Annotated in this window: 17 protein-coding genes and 1 pseudogene; 10 read left to right on the forward strand and 8 right to left on the reverse strand. The window is 59.9% G+C overall.

The window, feature by feature from the left end; all coding sequences use genetic code 11:
- Positions 1-83 precede the first annotated feature (83 nt).
- The 4 genes from SB751_RS19815 to SB751_RS19830 form a co-directional block, all read right to left on the reverse strand.
- Positions 84-902: a hypothetical protein gene (locus SB751_RS19815; RefSeq protein ID WP_410748311.1), complete on the reverse strand. Its 819-nt coding sequence runs from the start codon at positions 900-902 to the stop codon at positions 84-86.
- Between the two features lie 445 nt (positions 903-1,347).
- The gene (locus SB751_RS19820) at positions 1,348-1,545 is read right to left on the reverse strand and encodes a YqaE/Pmp3 family membrane protein (RefSeq protein ID WP_410748312.1); all 198 of its coding nucleotides are present in this window, start codon (positions 1,543-1,545) and stop codon (positions 1,348-1,350) included.
- A 214-nt stretch (positions 1,546-1,759) separates the two neighbouring features.
- Complete coding sequence (locus SB751_RS19825) at positions 1,760-2,935, reverse strand: FlhC family transcriptional regulator (protein ID WP_410748313.1); 1,176 nt, start codon at positions 2,933-2,935, stop codon at positions 1,760-1,762.
- Between the two features lie 14 nt (positions 2,936-2,949).
- On the reverse strand, positions 2,950-4,170 hold the full coding sequence (locus SB751_RS19830; protein ID WP_410748314.1) for a hypothetical protein: 1,221 nt from the start codon (positions 4,168-4,170) through the stop codon (positions 2,950-2,952).
- 611 nt (positions 4,171-4,781) lie between these two features.
- Here SB751_RS19830 and SB751_RS19835 point away from each other — a divergent pair.
- The 6 genes and pseudogenes from SB751_RS19835 to SB751_RS19860 all read left to right on the forward strand — a co-directional run bounded on the left by SB751_RS19835 (position 4,782) and on the right by SB751_RS19860 (position 8,330).
- Positions 4,782-5,087 carry a hypothetical protein gene (locus tag SB751_RS19835; RefSeq protein WP_410748315.1) on the forward strand — a complete coding sequence of 102 codons (306 nt, stop codon included), beginning with the start codon at positions 4,782-4,784 and terminating at the stop codon, positions 5,085-5,087.
- A gap of 101 nt (positions 5,088-5,188) precedes the next feature.
- On the forward strand, positions 5,189-5,617 hold the full coding sequence (locus SB751_RS19840) for a hypothetical protein (protein WP_410748316.1): 429 nt from the start codon (positions 5,189-5,191) through the stop codon (positions 5,615-5,617).
- A 6-nt stretch (positions 5,618-5,623) separates the two neighbouring features.
- Positions 5,624-6,406, forward strand: coding sequence for a hypothetical protein (locus tag SB751_RS19845; protein ID WP_410748317.1), 783 nt, complete (start codon positions 5,624-5,626; stop codon positions 6,404-6,406).
- Between the two features lie 11 nt (positions 6,407-6,417).
- Positions 6,418-7,008: a single-stranded DNA-binding protein gene (locus tag SB751_RS19850; protein WP_410748318.1), complete on the forward strand. Its 591-nt coding sequence runs from the start codon at positions 6,418-6,420 to the stop codon at positions 7,006-7,008.
- A gap of 248 nt (positions 7,009-7,256) precedes the next feature.
- Positions 7,257-7,475: pseudogene (locus tag SB751_RS19855) on the forward strand (primase-helicase zinc-binding domain-containing protein); the annotation flags it as partial.
- A gap of 162 nt (positions 7,476-7,637) precedes the next feature.
- The gene (locus SB751_RS19860) at positions 7,638-8,330 is read left to right on the forward strand and encodes a DNA primase (protein WP_410748503.1); all 693 of its coding nucleotides are present in this window, start codon (positions 7,638-7,640) and stop codon (positions 8,328-8,330) included.
- 560 nt (positions 8,331-8,890) lie between these two features.
- On the opposite strand, the gene SB751_RS19865 is transcribed toward SB751_RS19860, so the two are convergent.
- Both SB751_RS19865 and SB751_RS19870 read right to left on the reverse strand, forming a co-directional pair.
- Positions 8,891-9,292: a hypothetical protein gene (locus tag SB751_RS19865; RefSeq protein WP_410748319.1), complete on the reverse strand. Its 402-nt coding sequence runs from the start codon at positions 9,290-9,292 to the stop codon at positions 8,891-8,893.
- A 13-nt stretch (positions 9,293-9,305) separates the two neighbouring features.
- The gene (locus SB751_RS19870) at positions 9,306-10,337 is read right to left on the reverse strand and encodes a PRTRC system protein D (protein WP_410748320.1); all 1,032 of its coding nucleotides are present in this window, start codon (positions 10,335-10,337) and stop codon (positions 9,306-9,308) included.
- A 1,060-nt stretch (positions 10,338-11,397) separates the two neighbouring features.
- On the opposite strand from SB751_RS19870, the gene SB751_RS19875 reads away from it, so the two are divergent.
- The 4 genes from SB751_RS19875 to SB751_RS19890 all read left to right on the forward strand — a co-directional run bounded on the left by SB751_RS19875 (position 11,398) and on the right by SB751_RS19890 (position 14,327).
- Positions 11,398-12,558, forward strand: coding sequence for an integrase domain-containing protein (locus SB751_RS19875; protein ID WP_410748504.1), 1,161 nt, complete (start codon positions 11,398-11,400; stop codon positions 12,556-12,558).
- On the forward strand, positions 12,539-13,225 hold the full coding sequence (locus SB751_RS19880; RefSeq protein WP_410748321.1) for a hypothetical protein: 687 nt from the start codon (positions 12,539-12,541) through the stop codon (positions 13,223-13,225). The genes SB751_RS19875 and SB751_RS19880 overlap by 20 nt, the downstream gene beginning before the upstream one ends.
- A 130-nt stretch (positions 13,226-13,355) precedes the next feature.
- Positions 13,356-13,937 carry a hypothetical protein gene (locus SB751_RS19885; RefSeq protein ID WP_410748322.1) on the forward strand — a complete coding sequence of 194 codons (582 nt, stop codon included), beginning with the start codon at positions 13,356-13,358 and terminating at the stop codon, positions 13,935-13,937.
- A gap of 81 nt (positions 13,938-14,018) precedes the next feature.
- The gene (locus SB751_RS19890; protein WP_410748323.1) at positions 14,019-14,327 is read left to right on the forward strand and encodes an HU family DNA-binding protein; all 309 of its coding nucleotides are present in this window, start codon (positions 14,019-14,021) and stop codon (positions 14,325-14,327) included.
- Between the two features lie 387 nt (positions 14,328-14,714).
- Here SB751_RS19890 and SB751_RS19895 read toward each other — a convergent pair whose 3' ends face one another.
- Both SB751_RS19895 and SB751_RS19900 read right to left on the reverse strand, forming a co-directional pair.
- Positions 14,715-15,611, reverse strand: a complete 897-nt coding sequence (locus tag SB751_RS19895; protein ID WP_410748505.1) for a DNA/RNA non-specific endonuclease — start codon at positions 15,609-15,611, stop codon at positions 14,715-14,717.
- Positions 15,612-15,664: 53 nt separating this feature from the next.
- Positions 15,665-16,255, reverse strand: coding sequence for a hypothetical protein (locus tag SB751_RS19900; protein WP_410748324.1), 591 nt, complete (start codon positions 16,253-16,255; stop codon positions 15,665-15,667).
- Positions 16,256-16,268: the final 13 nt, after the last annotated feature.

Here is a 16,268-nt window from a genome sequence, read left to right on the forward strand (position 1 = left end):
ATGCTTTGCGAGAGCACCACCCGCTGCCGATCCTGCTCAAGGTTGCCGATCTGGCGCGCAGCACGTTCTACTACCAGGCTTACTTACTGGCATTTCAGCACGACGACGCCTGTGACATCGCCGCTCGAAGGTGTAGGCATTGCGTAGCCTACAGCGAGCAGGGGTTGGGACTGAGATGTACCGAACGTCTGCACATGGTGCAACACGCCGTTGGATTGCGTCAGACCATTCACGACCGTGCCCACAATGTTTGCCGTTGCATGGGCGTCGGAGCCAATCGAAACATCCAGGCTAACATTTTGCAGGAACGGACCATTCAGGTCGATCAGCGCCGTTGCCGAATTTACCTTGCCAGCCGCGAAATTGCCGGATATTGCGGTCGGGTTAGTAGCGGCTATCAGAGTGCAGGACAAGGTCTTGCCCATGCCGAGAACTTGTGCCAGTTTGAGAGGCTTGCCCACAGCATAGTGGTCACCCTGATTCCCGCTTACCGAGCCGATTGAAGATGAGCCATCGGTCCAGCGACCGATAGCAAAGTCACCGTTCCCAGCTACTTCTACAACCTTGCCCCCGGCCAAGGTGATTAGGCTATTGCCGTCAATGCCGAGCTGCGTGTACGCGCCCTCTGCCGTGGCCTTCTGAAACTGTGCGGGGAAGGCGGCGTGGGAAATCGACTGAAACGCAGGACGCGTCGAGGTCTCGGTATGCGGCACAAACACGACTGCGAGCGGATCACCAGCTACGGCGCTCGTCGAACCTGAAACAGTGATCGCCGGTGCCGGCGGATTGACTGGCTGTTGGGGAGCAGCCGGAGCGCTGTCGCCGCCGCCGCCACCGCAGGCGGTCAGTGCCAGCAGGGCAGCTGCAGAGATCATGGAGAGTGCGATTTTGGTCTTTTGCATTTTCGTTCTTCCTTTCGGATTCGAGCGTCCAGTTGGAGCGCTTACATTCAGCTTATCGAATGCAGCGCGAAGTCAAGTCTCGGGGGAGTAGTAGAGCGTCGTGCCGCATGTCCGGCAGAAATGCGCACGCGTGTACGTGTGTTGCCGAAGAGTTTGTGTACTCAGCTGATCCGATTCGCACTTGCAGCAAAGGATTCTTCCTCGTTGCACACACTCAGGATGGTTTGCGCGATACCGGTCAAATGTTTCGCGATCGTACTTTGTGAGCCTGCGCCACCGAGGCCAGCATGCCGCGAGAACGCTGCCTAGAATCAGTACTGGAATGACGCTCATGAGAGCTGTGCCTCCGCCCTGCAGAACGGTCCAGGCAACGCACAATAGAAGGAAGGCACCCGTGCATGCGCAGCAGGCAGCGATCCAGCGTCGTAGTGCTCGGCGCATCGATTTACTTACCTCGCGAGTTCAACGCTGCTTGGATTTTTCGATCGGTCTTGTACTGGCTCAGCGCGTAGGTCGACCAGATAGCTGCCGGAATCCATCCGATCACCGTGATCTGAAGGAGCAGGCAAATGACTCCGGCGAAGGGCCGGCCGATCGTAAAGAATTGGAGCCAGGGCAGCAGGATGGCGAGGAGCAGGCGCATGGTAATGTGTCAAACACGACAAAGTCGGAGAGCATACAAGAAGCCGGACCGCCAGTACAACGGCGGTCCCCTCGTTGTTCTATACCCCCAAAAAGTGGGGATTACGGCGACCGGTAGAGAGTGGTCGCCCAGCGAAAGCCGATATAGCAGGGGAGCCCGTGCAAGATGGCCAGCTCGAAGAATTTCTTGATGACGAAGAGCATTTGGGCCTCCATTACTGTTTCCGGCGACGACCGAGCTGGACATTCCCCAACGCGCCGCTGCAGCCGGGGCATGAAAAGTTATTACTAAGTTCGATCTTCGGTGCGGTGTTGGCGATCAGGTAAGGCGTGCGGCAGCTGCGGCAGGGCGCCAGATCCAACTGCGCGTCTGTCGACATGGACCGGCAGATGTGGCAAGCCCGGTCAGCGGAGATGCGGGAGTCCGGTCCGAAGAACTTTTCGAACAAGTCATAGGCCGCGATGAACGCCTCCGGCACGTTCGCGCCGAAGGCCAGTCCGATGCGATAGAGCGTGACCATCATCGTTGCCTGCATACGATGCAACGGCTGCTCGAAGTACCAGACCGTAGAGGTCGGTAGCTGCCCGGTCGGCGAGGACGCGCCGTGGATCGCCTGGAATAGCTGGCGGGTCTTCGTGGAGTTGATGCCAAGAAGGGATGTCACGGTCGATGCACGGCAGTACTGACGGATCATCATTTCGCTATAGACCTTCTTCTTGAGCGGGTCGAGGCGAAGATTCGACCAGCTCTGCTTGGCCTCGATGCGGTCCGCGCGCATGGGCACGGTGGCCAGGAAGTGGTGCCCGATCACATCCGGCGACACACGGGCGGTCTCGAAGTCGATCCAGAATCGCTTGCTGTCGAGACGCCACCGGAACATCGGAAAATCGACTTTCGAGATGGCCATGTCAAGGACGTGCTGCGGCAGCGACCGCAGATAGAGGGCCAGTTCCTTGCTGATCCCAAGAAGCGGCGCGGCCAGAATGCTGACGTGCAAGAGCTCCACCATCAACCAGATGTAGTGGCGATTGTTGTAGAACAGCCGAAGCTTGTCGTCGTTGCTCCACGCCGGCAGCTGCGCACGCAGCTTGTCGACGGCCACCGTGGTGGTGGTTCCCTCGGTCAGACACTTCCAATCGTGCACATCCATGAGAGTCGGGATGACCACTAGAAAGGGCGTGCCCATCAGGTCGCGCTGTGTGGCCACGGCCTTGCGCATCTTGTCGATGTGGGCCCGGTCGATATGGAGTACCGCGTCAAGCTCCGGATGCGCGCCGAGCGCTTCGGCTAGGTGATCGGTAAGGTGGTAGTTGGCCGATCGAATGCGATCACAGGTCATGCGGGTGAGTTGGAGACGCTCGAACTCAGCGGTCAGGGATTGTTGTTGCATGGTCGTATTTGGTATCAGCGAGATTGGAGGGCGGCGCGGATGTCGCCATGCAGGCGGGCGACGATGCTGTCAAGGATGGTGAGCGTGGACTTGAACTGGTCGATGCTGCCATCCAGTTGGACTGCCATCTGCGTCGTCGCAAACGTCGCTACAGTCTTCTCGAATTGCTCCACCAACGTTGCCAGTGCCTCGCCGGCCTTCGTGCGGCGGTCGAGGATAGCGGTCCGGTCTTCGATTTCCTGTTCGATGCTTGCGCGGCGATCTTCGATGCCGGCGAGTTCGGACCTGGCTGCATTCAGTTCACCGTTTTTTGCGGCGAGGGCTTCTTCCAACGTTGCGAATCCGGGAGGTACCACGTGCACTTCCACCGTCTCTGTGCGCGCATTGGCCCGGGCATTCGAGAGACGCTCCTGTAACTCGCGACTTTCGCGCTCAAGGTCCTGGATGCGCATCTGTTGCATGCTTTGCGCATGGTTGTGGCGCGTCAGCTCTTCCCGAACATGGCTCAGTGCGTCTCGGTCGGAGTCACGCTCTGCGGTCAGCTTGGACACTTCTTCGGTCAGGCGACGGATCTCGATGTCCTTGTCGGCATTGTCTTGGACCGTCGTGGCCAGCTCCGAGGTTGCCATGTCCAACCGGGCTGTTACGTCGATGACCTGCTCGTGCTTCTTGCGCAACTGCGCGACATAGTCCCGGATGTTCTGCCGGCGGTACGCAGGATCGTTCTCCTTGTACTCGATGACGGCATCGATCTCTTCGTTCGTGTAATCGCTGCTGCGCAGGATCATCAACTCGCCAATATTCAGCTTGGTAAGGGCGCCGTTATGGCTCAGAAAGCGCCGATAGAGACCCAGGTACAGCTTCGCCTGGTTCGGATGCAATCCGAGATGCTCCTCGGCCATCAGGTTGAATATTTCCCAACCCCTCATGCGAGCCCCGCGCGTGTCACCGAACTCGTTGATTGCCGCTTCCATGGACAGGTCGTTGACGTGCTGGAGATCGGCGCCCATGTCGAGCAACAACCGCTCGATCTTTTCGCGCGTGCGCTGGATGTTGCGGATGTTCTCGCAGAGGCGGCTGAACTGGTCGTCGCTGAGCCGGGTGCCGATGGTGGCGCGCAGGCGCGCTTCCATGTGGGACATCTCAGGCGAAAGCGGGAAGTCGACGATGTCGGCTTTGGGTGCCGCCGCTTTCGGCACCAATGCGTCGGATGGCTTCTTTTTCTTTTCGGGCATGTTTCGCTCTCTCAAACAAAGGACACGACAACCAGCGTATCGAGCGCAACGCGTTGTCAAGTCTCAGGCAGGAGATTACGAAACGCACGACGGTTGCAGCGGGCAGAAAGCTACGTTTTTTGGGGTAGCTTTTACCGGGCGCTGCGAAAAGCTGATTGCTTGTGTGCGTGTTATCGGGGCGAAGAAGTACGACATTTAGGTATTTACCCCTACGTTACGGGGTCCATTTTCAGAAACTGAAAGACAGAATTAAACAGCGCTTATATCACTCAAGATATTCCATACTGTGAAATGGCACGAGCATGCTCACGGCATTTACGCGGAAAGACGCATGTTTTTGGTGAGCTTTCCGCCCCCGCGAGCCTTAGTGCGACAGTTACTATCTGAGCATCCCCGCGTCTAGACGCATCGATTCTGCGAAGTGAGGCCCTCCCGTAGCGGCTTTGCTCTCGGCCCATTCCCTTTCTTCTGGCCAGCGTGTTTGCGCCATGCGTCGAGCATGCCGCAAGCGCGTTCTCGCGCGCCCTTCACGAGTTTCCTTGCTCTTTGAGCATCGAAAAATCGCCTGGCATCCGCCGGGAAATCCCTTGCAATGTTTCTGGAGAGAAACCGTGGAATCCCTTGCTAACCTCATTAAGCGTCCGTTCCAGCTCGTCATGCTCTGCATGGTGTTCTATCTCGCGAGCAAGTCCTTCGTTGTGGGCGTGTTCGTGACGATTGTCGGCGCTTCATTTCTGTATCAGAAGCTCGTCTCGTTCAATCGAAGCGTGCCTGCAGCTCCTAAGGTCTCGATGCCGGACTACCCGTCCAAATCGACGCCCATGGCGCCTCAACCGGAAGAGCAACCCGAGCAGCAGTACGAACGCTCAGCCGTTGTGACGCCAATTCGCCGGACGGGAACGGACAATCGTTCCTGATCCATCGCCGCCGCCCGACTTTCGGGCGGCTCCTTCCATCTGTCGCGGGTACCCGTTACCCGCCGACAGGTGGGTCTTCGGGTGCCCGTCCGGAGACCATCATGGAAACAAACACAGCAGGATGGCAGCTGGACTTCTTCGGTGAAGCGGCCGCCATCGTTGTGCCCCCGCCTAAAGTTGACCCTTTGCCCGACCCGTCCCTATGGAGCGAGGTCATCCGGGAAAAGATGGTCGATGCCCTCATCAGCCTGGCTTGTGACAGCCGCCGCGGCGACAACATGCCGGAATCGCTGATCGACTGCGCTGAGTTGCTGCGTGCCCGGATCCGGAACAAATCGCTCGAGCTGGAGGAGTACTCCATGACGCTCGGCTGGATTTTCGGATACTGGGACGGCGCGCTCCCCTATAGCTACGTGTGTGCGGTGTGTGGCGTGAGCCCTGAGGTACTGCAAGACGTCGTTCTAAACAATGCTCGCCTGAAGGCCGACCTCGACGAGGTACGGCGTCAGTGTTGCGGCTCTCTTCTCTGAAATCCCATGTCACTGTTCAACCTGTTCAAGCAGGCCGCCGCCGCATTGTCGGGCGAGCGTGCCGACATTCAGCGCAATCCTGAGGCACACGCTGACGCGATCCCTGTGGGCACTGGCGCTGACAACGAGTTCCACATGCAGATCGACGGCATCCCCAATTTGTTCCGGGACGAAGGTGACCGCGTGGTGCACTTCGTGGCCGAGTTCGATTACCGCATCCAACACACCGCCTTCGGCCACAAGCTGTTGCCCGAAGTCGTGCCGCGCTGGAGCATGGTGCGTACGTATGACCAGCCTGGAGTGACCCCCCAAGGGGTTGCCGAAGAGGTTGTGCGCAACGGAAGGCAAGAAGCCGCCGGTGACGAGCGCAAAAGCGCGAAGTCCGACAGAGCGGCGCAGGCAGCTGCGGAGGCGGGAAGCATAGCTTCTGAACCGCAAGCCAAGCCGCGCGCCGCTGAGGCGTCCTCGTCCAACTACACCGTGGGCAAGCTACTTGAGTGGGGGGAAATGGAGTTCCCCAATCGCAAGCCAGGCGGCAAGCCGACCTACACCTCCTTCGCCGTGAAGCTGGAAACCAGCGCGGGCGAGAAAATCTTGCAGGGCGAGGGCCTCAAGGACGTTCTGGCAAACACTCGGTGTGTGCTTGGCGAGCGTGTGGGTATCCGCCGCCTTCACAAAGAAAAGGTGCCTGCTTTCGACCAGAAGACCGGCCGTCCCATCATCGATCGAGAGACCCGTCAGCAGAAACTCTGGGACCGCTGGGTCTGGTCTATCAATCGCATTCACTAGAAGGAAACATCATGGCATCTGTCAACAAAGTCATCCTCGTGGGCAACCTCGGGGCAGACCCTGAAGTTCGTTATATGCCCAGCGGCGACGCTGTGGCCAACATTCGGATCGCAACGACCGATCGTTACAAGGACAAGCAGAGCGGCGATTTCAAGGAGGCCACCGAGTGGCATCGCATTGCGTTCTTCGGCAAGCTCGCCGAGATCGTCGGCCAGTACCTGAAAAAGGGCTCTTCGGTCTATATCGAGGGTCGCATCCGCACGCGCAAGTGGCAGGACCAGTCGGGGCAGGAGAAGTACAGCGCCGAAATCGTTGCCGACCAGATGCAGATGCTTGGCGGCCGTGGCGGCCGGTCTGGCGCAGATGAGAATGGCAGCGACGATGGTGGTTACGGCACCGGCACGCAACGCCCTAGCCGCGGACCATCGCAGCAACGTCAGGAGCGCCAAGTCGGGAACGGCGACGGTGCACGCGCCGCGCAGCAGTCGCCCACGAGTTATCCGGGTGGCGGTGCTCCCCGCGATGGCGGCTTCGATCAGTTCGATGAGGACATTCCATTCGCGCCTGCGCTGGCGTTGGATGGCATTCCCTTCCGTCGCTAAGGCGAGGTGAGGCGAAGTCGGCCGACAAGCTGCGATCGACGCTCACCCGAATTCTGATATCTCACTGCTGCCGGTTCTCCGGCAGCAGCCTTCCTTCCGACCTGCAGCGCGCAGCGCCACTCCCTTCCATTCCAGTACCAGCGCCATGCTGAAAAGACCTTCTGGCTTCGCGCCGGGATGTCTTTTGAGCAAGCGTTCCTGCGCCTGTCTCAGGCATCGACCAACCACTCCCCGCAAGGAGTCATCCCATGAAGAATCTAAGTGAGATTGTTAAGAGCTGGGGGCCCGACCAATGGGACGCGCTCGTCGCTCAATACTTGCCAGCCGGCGTCCTCACGGATGCCTTCTGGCGAGGTCGTCCCGGTCCATGCCCCATGTGTGGCGGCAATGACCGATTTACCTACACCCGCAACCACGGTCGCGGAGACTGGGTGTGCCGGAAGTGCAATGACGGCAGCCCGGCTGGCGGAGATGGCCTCGAGCTCATCCGCCGCTACACCGGCATGTCGTACTCCGAGCTGAAGTGCCGGCTCAACGGCAAATGCAGCGACCCACTACCACCTGTTGCGGCACGGCCTCGCCCACCCAGGCAGGAAAGGGCCACCGCCGGCGAGTTGATGAAGCGCGTCATGAAGCAAATCAACACGTCGGCTCCGGTTCAGCCCGGTGATTTGGTGATGCAATATCTGGCGGCGCGGGTGCCGGGCCTCAGGGCGCCCATCCCGCAGTCGTTGCGCATCGCGGATCAGCATTACTGGCACGAGGGCGATGTGGTCGGGAAGTTTCCGACGATGGTCGCAGTGTACCGGCTACCGGACGGCAGGGTGGCAACAGTCCATCGGACATCGTTGCAACGCGCGAAACCAGAGAAGGCGATGGTGGTATCCAAGGACGGGGAGATTCTGCCAAACAAGCGGAATTATCCTGGCGCTCTCCCGCTAGATGGGGGTGCGGTCCGACTGATGTCGCCGCGCGATGGTGAGGTCGGCGTGGCGGAAGGCATTGAAAGCGCCTATGCCGCCTACATGCTGTTCCGCGTGCCGACCTGGTCTTGCTTGAATCGTGTGCTTCTGAGCAAGTTCGTCGTGCCGCAGGGGCTGGGCATTCGTACGGTCCACATCTTCGCCGACTTCGACAAGGTGGACGCGAAGACCGGCAAATCCCCTGGAATGGCCGATGCGCTTGCGCTGCAAAAGCGATTGCGCATCGAAGGCTACAACGCTTTGCTGCACCGACCGAAGGTTCGGGGCACCGATTTTTGTGACGAATGGCGTACGGCGTTCCAGCTGCGCCAGATGTCATCTGAGGCGATCGCCGCCTGATATTGCTGTTGCCGCATTCGCGGCGTCTTTCAACTACTGCCCGGTGGGTCCGTCCCACTGGGCGGAATCCCCTTTAGGCAGGTCTCCCAGGAGAAATGCAATGCCACAAAAGGGTTTCACTATGATCGTCAACAGGCTGCACATCCACGCGATGCGCAGCACGCCGACCCGAGACGTCGAAGCAGGTCAGTCGGACGCCCAGTTCTACGATATCTACCGCAGAGACACGTCCTGTGACATGGTGCTCGTGGAACGCAGCCGGTCACTCGACTCCGCTTTCGACTTTTGCCTGCCAACCGTGCACTAGCCACGCATCCCATTAACGACAAGGCCCAGCTCTCACGCTGGGCCTTTTTTGTTTTCCGCAGGCCGAACCTCAGGTGCGCTTGCGGAATGCCTTGCTAACCTCGATGGCGGCCTGCACCAGGCAGAAGCCGATGGCGACACAGAGAATGAAGCGCTTAACGTCTTCGGGGGTGGAGAGGTAATCGAACATGGTTGGCTCCTCGGTTATTGACGATTTCATTTTGCCTCAAAGGCAGCTATGTCAAGAGCGTCGGTCAAACGAACTGTGCCGTGGCAGCGTTCAGCGCGTCAAGATCCAGAAACTCGAACGCCGTTGCCTGAGAGGGCTGCACCACCGGCGCGTTGAGTTGTCGCGTCGGGACTGGGACGGGCTCGACAGGGGTACTTGGCGGGACCGTTGTGGATGCTTGCGCCCGGTCAGCCGGCTCGGTAGGGGCGACCGCCGCCGCCAGCGCGGCGTGCGCCGTCGCCGGCGACGGTGACGGCAGTAAGACAGCATCTTCCCTTGCCGCGCCATTCAAGGCTAATAGGCCCGCTGTCGCTAGTCGCTTCAAGATGAATGCACGATCCCGCGCGCTGGAGATACCGCGCAGGTAGCGCAGCAATTCCGGCGTGGAATCGGCTGACAGCGTTAGCTTGATCTCCAGCTTGTCCATTTTGCGCTCCCCGTTATGCAGCGGCCTTGCTAGCCTGTCGTGCCGCCCCGATCGTATAGAAGCCGCGCACGTTCGCAAAGCATGGCGAGTCCATCATGTGGATGGCGTTCAAGGGGAAGGCGGCGCGGATTGTCGGCGCGTAGAGCGCTGCGCCGCCACCGGTCAGGATGATGGCGCGGATGTCGTCCGTGCGGCCGACCCTGGACTGCAGTTCCTTGATGGACTGATGCGTGACGGCCATCGCCTCGGGAAGATAGCTGTTGAGGTCGAGATCCTGTTGGTAGAACAGTAGGGAGCCGGTCGTACGCAGCGCATGATCGACTCGTTCAATAGCGTCGAAGGGTTGACCCTGCTCCGCAGAGATCTTGTTGGCAATCTGCTGATAGACGCGCGCCGTGCCTCCCGGCACGCCACCGCTACGGGTGTCGTCCATCGTGTAGCCTCGCGCCACGATCCAGTCGGTAGTGAAGTAGCCGACATCGATCACTAGGTACGAGTTGTCGGGATCGTACTGCTTTCCGGTTTGTTGCATGTAGGTGAGCAGTGTGCCAAGGGGCTGCGGCAGAGGCAGCACCGATTTGACTTCAATGGCCCCCCAACCGAAATCGTGTTGCCCGACGAAACGGTCCCGCAGATAACCGGCGTATTTCTGGGTGTTGTGTACCGGCAAGCCGAGGACGAGGCGGTCAATCTCGCTCGCGCCTGAGTAGAAGAGGGCGCCTGCGAGGAGCGCCGCATAGTTCGGGGTGGTGACATAGTCCTCAGCCAGCGCGCGGCCGGTGTTGTAGGCGCCAGTCAGGGAGACGCCCGGCCCGACTTCATACCGTGCGCCGTCCACCAGGACGTTCACCACCTTGCGGGCCTGGAACGGGGTACCGGCGTCCGGCGTAAGGCTCGTCATCGCCGCCTGCGGGGCGAGTGACGGAAACATGGTCGTCTTGACCTCCGAGCCCACAGCGAAAGCCGTCTTGGTATTCCCATAGCCGACGTCGACTGCAAGGGTCGCCGCCTTAACCACTTTCGATTCGCCGAATTGCTGTTGCACAGTGTCGCTCCCAGATGTTGTTGCGATGGTTGATGTTTGGATGCAGGGGGGCAAGCCGATGGCTCCAGAACTGGACGCACCTGACAGATTCGGTGACTTGCGTCCGGTATCTGACCGAACGGGCCGGTTCGGCGAGACAGAACTCGGTGAGCAACTGACAGATTCTCATCGTGAGGTCCTCAAACTGCCTCCCTATGCCTTCAACTCTACCGGCGGGAAATCGAAGTCAAGTCCGTGAAACCTCGCAATATTGACCGCGTTTCTGTTGTCTCCTTTGGGATCGATCGGCTATCCTGTGGGCTCTGACCGCGTCCCCGACGCATCGACCTCGCCGCCATTTGCGCGGCAACTATGACCTCCGATTCTTCTTTGCGAAGGGTTAGCGCAGGTCACTGTGCACGCCGGACATTGAGCCGGCTATTTTTTCAATTGAATCAAGCAGACAGTGGCCGACATTGAGGAAGGCTGCACACCGCGATAACACTCGATTTGCACGCCATAGCGTGCGGTGGTGAACATTGAGACGAATTCTGAGGCGCACAGTCGCACACTATTCGCATCACGGAAGACACGTCCTTACAGCGAGAGCGCTGGGTATGGTTCAGGCGGCCCGACACACTGCGGCCAAGGTGAACTGACTTCGGGACGGGGGATTGGAAGCGATCGGGCCATCGGCTATCGCGAATCCCTCCACATGACGACCGGTAGGCGCAGCCGGAAACCAAAATGCGCAAAAACGATTTGCCCTGCAGGCTGGCACCCGTGGAACTTCCGCGGGTCGCAGAACGCGTCACGCACGCGGCAGGCGGGGTATCCGTGGGGACGGGGGTGGCGCGAGCCACTTCGACAGCTTTACGGGCGGCCGGAGCACAGCTCTTCCCTGTGTCTGGTCGATCGAGGTTATCGCACTAAAGAACAGGAAGTCGGGACCCTCATTGACCATCGGGGTAAGGATGGCGACCGCGTGCCGGACGGGGCTGGTGAGCGGGAAACGTCATGAACCGGAAGGAGTTTCCGAGGAGTGACTCGGCGATGGATGGACTTCGACGAATTTCGCGCAATGGGATACAGGATCGACTACCGAGAGAAAATCAAGCGTTATGCTTTCCCGCGGCAGCTCGAGGATGAGTTGCTGAACCTTTTCGAAAAGAACGTTGATCGAATCCTCAGTCGATCTAGACGGACGCTCAAGAAGCTGAGTACGAAGACGCAGGAATGGAGACTCACCTACATCTGCGCGATGTTTCACGAACTGCGTTCCAAGGGCGGATTCCAGATTCAGTCACCTTGGTCTTTGCGTCACAAGCACATCGCGTGGCTGATTCAAAGCAGCGCGGAGCGAGGGCAGGCAGTTGGAACGATTGAGAACAAGATCACATACCTCCGTGCGCTAGCGGAGTGGATGGGAAAGCCCAACCTGGTCTTGACACTGGAGGAGTACGTTGACCGGAAGGCTGCAGGCTTGCAACGACACTATGTCGCCCGAGAGGACCGGGCCTGGTCTGCTAAGGGTATCGATATCGCCGCGGTGATTGCAGCGATTGAGAAGGAAGAGCCCATAGCCGCCGCGCAATTGCGGTTGATGTGGCGGTTCGGATTGCGGGTTGAGGAGGCGTTGAAGCTTCGACCGGCTATTGCATTGGGAAACGGTGCACTCCGAGTCGACGAAGGATCGAAGGGCGGCCGAAAGCGGCTGGTTCCGATTACGCATCCCGTGGAACAGTACGCCGCACTTGAGGCGGCCGCGCGGCTCGCGAACTCTAGAACCGGGTCGACTATTCCGGACGCACACAGCTACGACTCGTGGTGTGACCGACTTTACAACCTGCTGGCAAAACATGGCATTGCTCGCGCCGGCGAACTTGGGGTGACCGCACACGGACTCCGCCATGAGTATATGCAGGGACTATATACCCACGTCACAGGTGCGCCCGCACCAATTAAGCCGGACGCTCGTCGCATTGACCTCGAGGTTCATCGCGAGGGACAACGCAGGGTGGCTGAAGCGGCCGGCCATAGCCGTGTGACGAAGGCGAACGCATATCTGAGTACTTACTCGACACAGGAAGCGCTGCGTAGGTCATCGGTCAGTCCCGCAGATGCGGCGGCGATGCTCGTCAGGAGCGCTGGAAATAAGACGAATGCTGCGTTGGCCTTGGGTATTAGTAGGAGGTCGCTCTACCGATTGTTGGAGCGATGCGATGCAGGTGATCAATCTTAGGACCGCAGGAAGGGTAACGATGCTAGAAGATAGGGTGTACAGCGAGCGGCAAATTGCACAGATCCTTGAGTTCGGTGTCTCGCCGCAGGCGATTGAAGAGTGGCCTCGGATAGCAATTCCCGAAGCCTTGGAGGCGGTAGCTCGGGCGAATCTCATGAATGACCCAAATGATCCGCATCTTCGCGAAGCGCTGGAGGAAGCTATTCGTCCGAGAAGAGGATTTCGTACGGAATGGGGCTGTATTGTTATCGATCACGGGCTGGACGAGGACGGTCTTGACGAGCGGTTGCTGCTCAACATTGCTGGGTACCTCGCCAATGACCCGTACCTACAACTGCCGCACCTGTGCTCAGAGTCAGCTGCAGTCGGCGCATATCTGAGTGATGTCGCCAATCCGGTACTCGCAGTCTCGGCCGAGAAGTATCTGTGCAGCCGTCTCGATTGGGGGGAGAACGACTCGACGAACCAGCTTTTCGAGGCCTTTGCGTTCGTCCAGCCGACGAGTACCGTTGAGTTTCGTGAGGTTGGCGTGCTCTTTGGTCAATGGCTCGAAGCCGCAGGCGTCGCGGGTATTCTGACTCGCTGCAGCGAACCGGACTACCTGGCCAAGGTGGCGGGGGAAGGGGACGTCTTCGTCAGCAGCCGGCCGAGAGCCGATTCGAACTGAAATCGCTTTGGCCACAGTGGCTCGCAGTCGATAATCCACTCCTGAAACTGCGAGCATGCTCACCCTATTTCCCCGGTAACACGACAGTTTTGCAGCGTGTTTCTCGGTCGGCCAATGGCTTAGACGCCCCATGTATGTAGATAAACGCTATTCTGACGACGCGCTTCGCCGCATCCTAGCCAACGGCGTAGCGGCAAACGCGACCGCCGAATGGCCGTGGCTCCCCATATCCTCCCCGGAGTGGCCGGCGGCGCGCCGGCGTGGCGTTCGCACGAAATGGGGAGGAATTCTGCTCTATACCTTTGACGAGACTGAAGTTCCCGAGGTCGGAATTGAAGGCTATATCGCAGACAACCCATTCTTCGACTTCGGCGAGATCTGGGGAAACGGGGTCGCAGTGGGTGCCCATCTGAGTGACCTGGTTTCGATGCACTTCGCGCGGTTGACCAGGTCGAGCCTGAGCAAGGCGGGGTGGCAGCTAGAGGATCACGATAGCGAGGCCGGAACGATTTTCCGCATTTCGTCTGCCATGCCGCCGGAAAATGGCGACATGTTGGGGAAAGCACTGGGGGTCTCGCTTCAGAAAGCCGACGTTGCGCATCTCAGTCTTGCATGCCAGGCGCGGGCCTACTTGGACGGATTGAAGGACTTTGCCGAACTGCCTGCTCGGCCGATTGCGGGTAAGGTCGGGTCCAAACCGGAAAGGTCGTGATTTTGGCGGGTCTTTCAAGGCGGGTGATGTAGTCGGGGCGTGTTTGAATACTTGGCACATCCAACAGGAGATCCAACCCTCATGACCAAATCCGAAATGATCGACGCCGTTGCCCGTGGCGTCGAAGGACTGACTAAGACGAAAGCCGAGCAAGTCCTCAATGCCACCCTCGATGCCATCGTGGAAGCCGTGGGCCGCGGCGAAACCCTGAGCCTGATCGGCTTCGGCACCTTCAGCAAGGGCGAGCGCGGTGAGCGGATAGCCCGCAATCCTCGCACCGGCGAAGAAATCCGGGTCGAGGCAGCCAAGACCGTGAAGTTCAAGGCCGGTCAGCGATTCAAGGACGCGGTCAACGGTGGCGTCGATGGCCCACTGCGAACTCCAGCATGAAGACGCTTCGCAACGGGATGTTGAGCTCCGGCTCAATCATGGCCAGCCAGCGCCAATCAGGAGCGGGCGAGGGTTTTAGGGGCCAGCGAGATATCGCATGCGCTGTCGCCCGATGAACGCCGCGGGCTCGCCGGTTTTCCCGAGCCTTACGCCTATCTCGTAGAGAACTGTCGTCGCCGGACGGGCGTGGGTGGCCGAAGCGGGCCGGTGTTCCCCGATCCATGTCCGAGTTGTGAATTTCGCCCACGAAAATCGTTGTACTTTGGCCTCGGAACGTGGCTCTGGGCACGAAGCTGACCGGAAATCGGCCAGCATGAAAGCGAAAGGCGCGTCTTTTGACGCGCCTTTCGTACTTTTTGAAAGGAACATGTTCCTTCTCGCGGGATGCTACCGCGCGTAGGCCAGCACGAGCGTCGCCAGCGCTCCGGCGTGCTGAACCAGCCCACCGAGGGTTTCGATGGCAGCCGCATTCCTGGCATTCTCGTCCCCAATCAGCCAGGCGAATGCGACACGGCGAGCAGCCTTATCCCCCGGATGTGGGGCGGGGGCTGGCAGATCCAACGCGACGCCTCGTTTTGCCGACGCCAGGGCGGGGAACGGGTCGATGCCGGTGAAGTGTGACAGTTCGCCTATGCTGATGACGCAGTAGGCTTGCGTCGCATCGTTGCGCACGACGTATGCGGCGGCGCCGACGCCCGGCACATAGATTGCCTTCCACAGATAGTCCGGGATGCGAACGCGACCGTGCAGCGTTCGGGCGGCATTAATGAATGCTGGGCCGGTCACGACGTGGATGGCGCCATACTGACGCGCGAGCTTGCGCGTCGATGTCTCGATATGGCTCCAGGTCCTCCGGTTCGACGTGCTGTTCTGAGGCACGACGTTGGCCAGGCTGAAGCTTTCGGCCTGGGACGCCTTGTCCGCGAAGTCACCGCTCGGGGCAAGGTGGCCACGGTCGTATCCAGATCGTACGAAGTCTCGCAGCTGCGCACGCTCCCCAGCTGGCAAGCGGTCTTCTTCATAGAAATCACTGTCGCGCGGCAAAGTGCGGGCCGCATCCGCCGCGGCGGCGGTCAGGCGTTCGGCGGACCATAGAGCCGTGCGGGTCTGGGGCGAGTAGAGGACTGCGTACGCGCGGTAGCAGAGCAGCTTGGCGTTGGCGGCAGGACGGCTGATCGTGGGCTTGCCTGCCTCGAGGATGTTTCCGCATTGCGCGAGGTCCTTGGCGGAGGCGGCTGCCGCAGTGGCGGCGAGAAGGAGGGCGACTGCAAGGTGGCGGATCATTGCTGGGAGGGCGTCATTGAACACCCCACCAGCTTGCCCGTTCTGGGCCAAAGTCAAGGCTGCCAGTGATCGGGGAGGCCATCGATAGCTTTGCCGATGAACTCGTGCAAATCCAGGAGTGGCCATTCCTTGTCGGCGAGGGATTCTTCGGCAATCTCCGCACACAGCGCCGGCACATGGTCGAAGCGGATCATGGGCGCGCCATCGATATAGATAATCTTCGCGCGCTTCAATAGTTTCTGGTATCTCGCTGCCTGCGAGATCACGGTCTCGGGGGGATCTACGTGCTTGAACTCGTACCCTGGCTGGGCAAGCGCCGCGGCCATGGCGGCGAACTTGGGTCCGGCCGTCTCCCAGTCGGAGGTCGTTGCCGCGAGAAGATTCAGGAAGTAGGGGATGTCCGAGGCGGTCAGCGCGCGCCGCGACATCATTGAAACGGCTTCCTGGTCGGCTGGCCGGTGCTCTACGCGGTTATTCCAGATCGCGCTGAGGGTCGTGAACGCGGTGTCCTTGTCCGCAGAGTCCATGCGGACAGGCGGGGTGGAAATGCCGCATTCTTCACAAACGATGACTGCCTGAAGCCGGCCGGCGATGTAGGTCGGGGCGCCGTCGCAGTGGGCGCATTGGAGGAGGCCGCTGGGCATGGGGAAAATCAGG

This window comes from Cupriavidus sp. SIMBA_020 (assembly GCF_046535395.1).
Classification (GTDB): domain Bacteria; phylum Pseudomonadota; class Gammaproteobacteria; order Burkholderiales; family Burkholderiaceae; genus Cupriavidus; species Cupriavidus campinensis.